The sequence below is a fragment of the Burkholderia sp. Ac-20345 genome (assembly GCF_017104825.1).
GTDB classification, from domain to species: domain Bacteria; phylum Pseudomonadota; class Gammaproteobacteria; order Burkholderiales; family Burkholderiaceae; genus Burkholderia; species Burkholderia lata_B.
The window spans coordinates 1-2,620 of the sequence record NZ_JAAGPO010000428.1; the positions used below are offsets into that span (position 1 = coordinate 1).

General features: G+C 70.4%; 3 protein-coding genes and 1 pseudogene. 2 read left to right on the forward strand and 2 right to left on the reverse strand.

The window, feature by feature from the left end:
• On the reverse strand, positions 1 to 378 hold a 378-nt coding region (locus tag G3O06_RS47605; protein WP_241020616.1), incomplete at its 3' end, for a Mut7-C ubiquitin/RNAse domain-containing protein.
• 96 nt (positions 379 to 474) lie between these two features.
• Here G3O06_RS47605 and G3O06_RS47610 point away from each other — a divergent pair.
• Together G3O06_RS47610 and G3O06_RS47615 are read left to right on the forward strand one after the other, a co-directional pair.
• Positions 475 to 1,344, forward strand: a complete 870-nt coding sequence (locus G3O06_RS47610; protein WP_039366834.1) for an NAD(P)-dependent oxidoreductase — start codon at positions 475 to 477, stop codon at positions 1,342 to 1,344.
• Positions 1,345 to 1,420: 76 nt separating this feature from the next.
• Positions 1,421 to 2,062 (forward strand): LysE family translocator, encoded by a 642-nt coding sequence (locus tag G3O06_RS47615; RefSeq protein ID WP_174973718.1) that lies wholly within the window; start codon positions 1,421 to 1,423, stop codon positions 2,060 to 2,062.
• An 86-nt stretch (positions 2,063 to 2,148) separates the two neighbouring features.
• On the opposite strand, the pseudogene G3O06_RS47620 reads toward G3O06_RS47615, so the two are convergent.
• Positions 2,149 to 2,620: pseudogene (locus tag G3O06_RS47620) on the reverse strand (MFS transporter); the annotation flags it as partial.

Genomic DNA, 2,620 nt, shown 5'->3' on the forward strand with positions numbered 1-2,620 from the left:
TAGCTCGTCGTCGCGGTAGTGGTTGTCGTAGCAGGTGTCGAAGCCCGCGAGGCGCAGCAGTTGCGCGAGGCCGCCGAGATGCGCGTCGGCGACGAAGCGCCATTGCGCCGGTGGCGGCGCGGCGGCGCCGCGCTCTGCCGGCTGCGCGCGCTCCGGGAACGCTTCGACCCGATCGCCGTCGTCGAGCGGCCGGTCGAGTGCGGCCGGCGCGTCGTTCACGCGGAGCCAGCCGATTTCCGTATGCGGGACGCCGAGCGCCTCGATCGCGTGCTTCAACGTCGCATCGCGCGCGCATGCGTGCCCGAACGCGCGGTCGCGCTGTGCGCGCGGGAGAAAGGCGTTCAGTTCGCCATGGAAGCGGAAGGTCGCGGTCGCCATGCGCGCAGTATCGCACCGCGCATGGCCGGCCGCCTGCCCAGCAGACGCGGCGCATCTGTGTTTAACTCCCCGCTTCACGGAGCGAAGGAGCGGGTAATGGATCTCGGATTTATCGGACTGGGTGAAATGGGGCAGGCAATCGCGACGAACCTGCTGAAGGCCGGGCACACGGTGCGGGTCTGGAACCGGTCGCGCGAGCGCGCCGAGCCGCTCGCCGCGGTCGGCGCGCAGATCGTCGATACGCCGGCCGACGCGTTTCGCGGCGACGCGGTGTTCTCGATGCTGGCCGACGACGCCGCGGCGCGCGCGATCTTCGACGATGCGCTGCTCGCGCAGGCGCCGCGCGGCCTGATCCACGTCAACATGGCGACGGTGTCGGTCGCGCTGGCCGAATCGCTCGCGCACGCGCATGCATCGCGCGGCATCCATTACGTCGCCGCGCCGGTGATGGGGCGGCCCGACGTCGCGGCCGCCGCGCGCCTGACGATCATGGCGGGCGGCCCGGCCGAGGCGATCGACCGCGTGCAGCCGCTGTTCGACGCGATCGGCCAGAAGACCTGGCGGTTCGGTTCGCTGCCGCAGCACGCGAACGTCGCGAAGATCGCCGCGAACTTCACGCTCGCATCGGCGATCGAGACGCTCGGCGAGGCTTCGGCATTGCTGGGCGCGCACGGTGTCGCGATGCGCGACTTCCTCGACGTGATCACCGGCAGCGTGTTTCCGGGGCCCGTCTACGAAGGCTATGGCTCGATGATCGCCGAGCGGCGCTACGAGCCCGCGCGCTTCAAGGCGCGCCTCGGGTTGAAGGACGTTCGCCTGGCACTGGAAGCCGGCGATGCCGTGTCGGTGCCGCTGCCGGTGGCGAGCGTCGTGCGCGACAACCTGCTCGATGCGCTTGCACACGGCGGCGGCGAGCAGGATTTCGCGGTGCTCGGCGAAGTCGCGCTGCGTCGCGCGGGCCGCTGATCCGTCGCGCGACAGAAGGCCGGCGCACCGGCATAATCGGCGTTTCGTTTTCCCTTACATCGAGGCAGAGGCGGGCATGAACTTGCATACGTGGTGGCTTTTCGTGGCGACGGTGTTCGTCGTGTCGGCGATTCCGGGCCCGAACATGCTGCTGGTGATGACGCACGGCGCGCGGCACGGGCTGCGGCGTTCGACGTGGACGATGGCCGGCTGCCTCACGGCGCTGGTGCTGATGCTGTCGGTGTCGGCGGCGGGCCTCGGCGCGGTGCTCGAGGCATGGCCGGCGATGTTCAACACGTTGCGCTTCGCGGGTGCGGCCTACCTGATCTACCTGGGTGTGAAGGCGTGGCGCGCACGTGTCGACGACGAGCAGCCTGCCTCCGACGTCGAAACCGTCTCGCGCCAGGCCGCGCCGGCATCGCGCGGGACGCTGTTCCGCAACGGTTTCCTGGTCGCCGGCAGCAACCCGAAGGCGATCCTGTTCGCGGCCGCGCTGCTGCCGCAGTTCATCAACGCGGCCGAGCCGACGCTGCCGCAGTTCGGGATTCTCGTCGTCACGTTCGCGGTGATCGAGGTGAGCTGGTATCTGGTCTACGCGTCGTTCGGCACGCGCATCGGCGCGACGTTGAAGAGCCAGAGCGTGGCGAAGATCTTCAACCGGCTGACGGGCGGGCTGTTCGTCGGCTTCGGCGCGATGATGGCGCTGGTCCGTCACTGATTTCGTACCGACGCCGGTGCGCCGAACGCCCCGTTCCTCGCGAGAGGGCGGGGCGTTCGGCTTTTCGGGGCCCGCTCCACGCTCGCTTATGCACGCGGACGAGTCAACGCTGCTGCGCCGGCCCCGCGTCCGGCCGTGAGCCCGAAGAAGGTGGCTGCACCGGCGAATGCGAACCCGACGCCGCACACCGCGCTCCACCCGCCCCAGGCCCACGCGCTGCCTGCGAGCACCGCGCCGAGCGCGCCGCCGATGAAGAACAGCCCGACGAACAGCCCGTTCAGGCGGCCGCGCGCGGCCGGATTCAGCAGGTTGATCTCGCGGCGGCCGATCGTCTGGTCGACGATGACGCCCGCGTCGAGCAGCGCGGCGCCACCGGCCAGCAGCGCGAGCGCGAGGCTGCGATGCGTGTGTGCGTCGAAGCCGAACCAGCCGGCGCCCGCGATCCCGAGCACGACGAGTGCCACGAGCATCGTGCCGTGCGCGATCCGCTGCGCGGCCGGGCCGTGATCGGAAGCGCGTCGTGTGGGGAAAGAGGGTGAGCTCTCGGTTGGATCGCGT

Coding starts and splice junctions, on each gene's coding strand:
- G3O06_RS47610 (WP_039366834.1), top strand. CDS start 475: ATGGATCTCGGATTTATCGGACTGGGTGAAATGGGGCAGGCAATCGCG.
- G3O06_RS47615 (WP_174973718.1), top strand. CDS start 1,421: ATGAACTTGCATACGTGGTGGCTTTTCGTGGCGACGGTGTTCGTCGTG.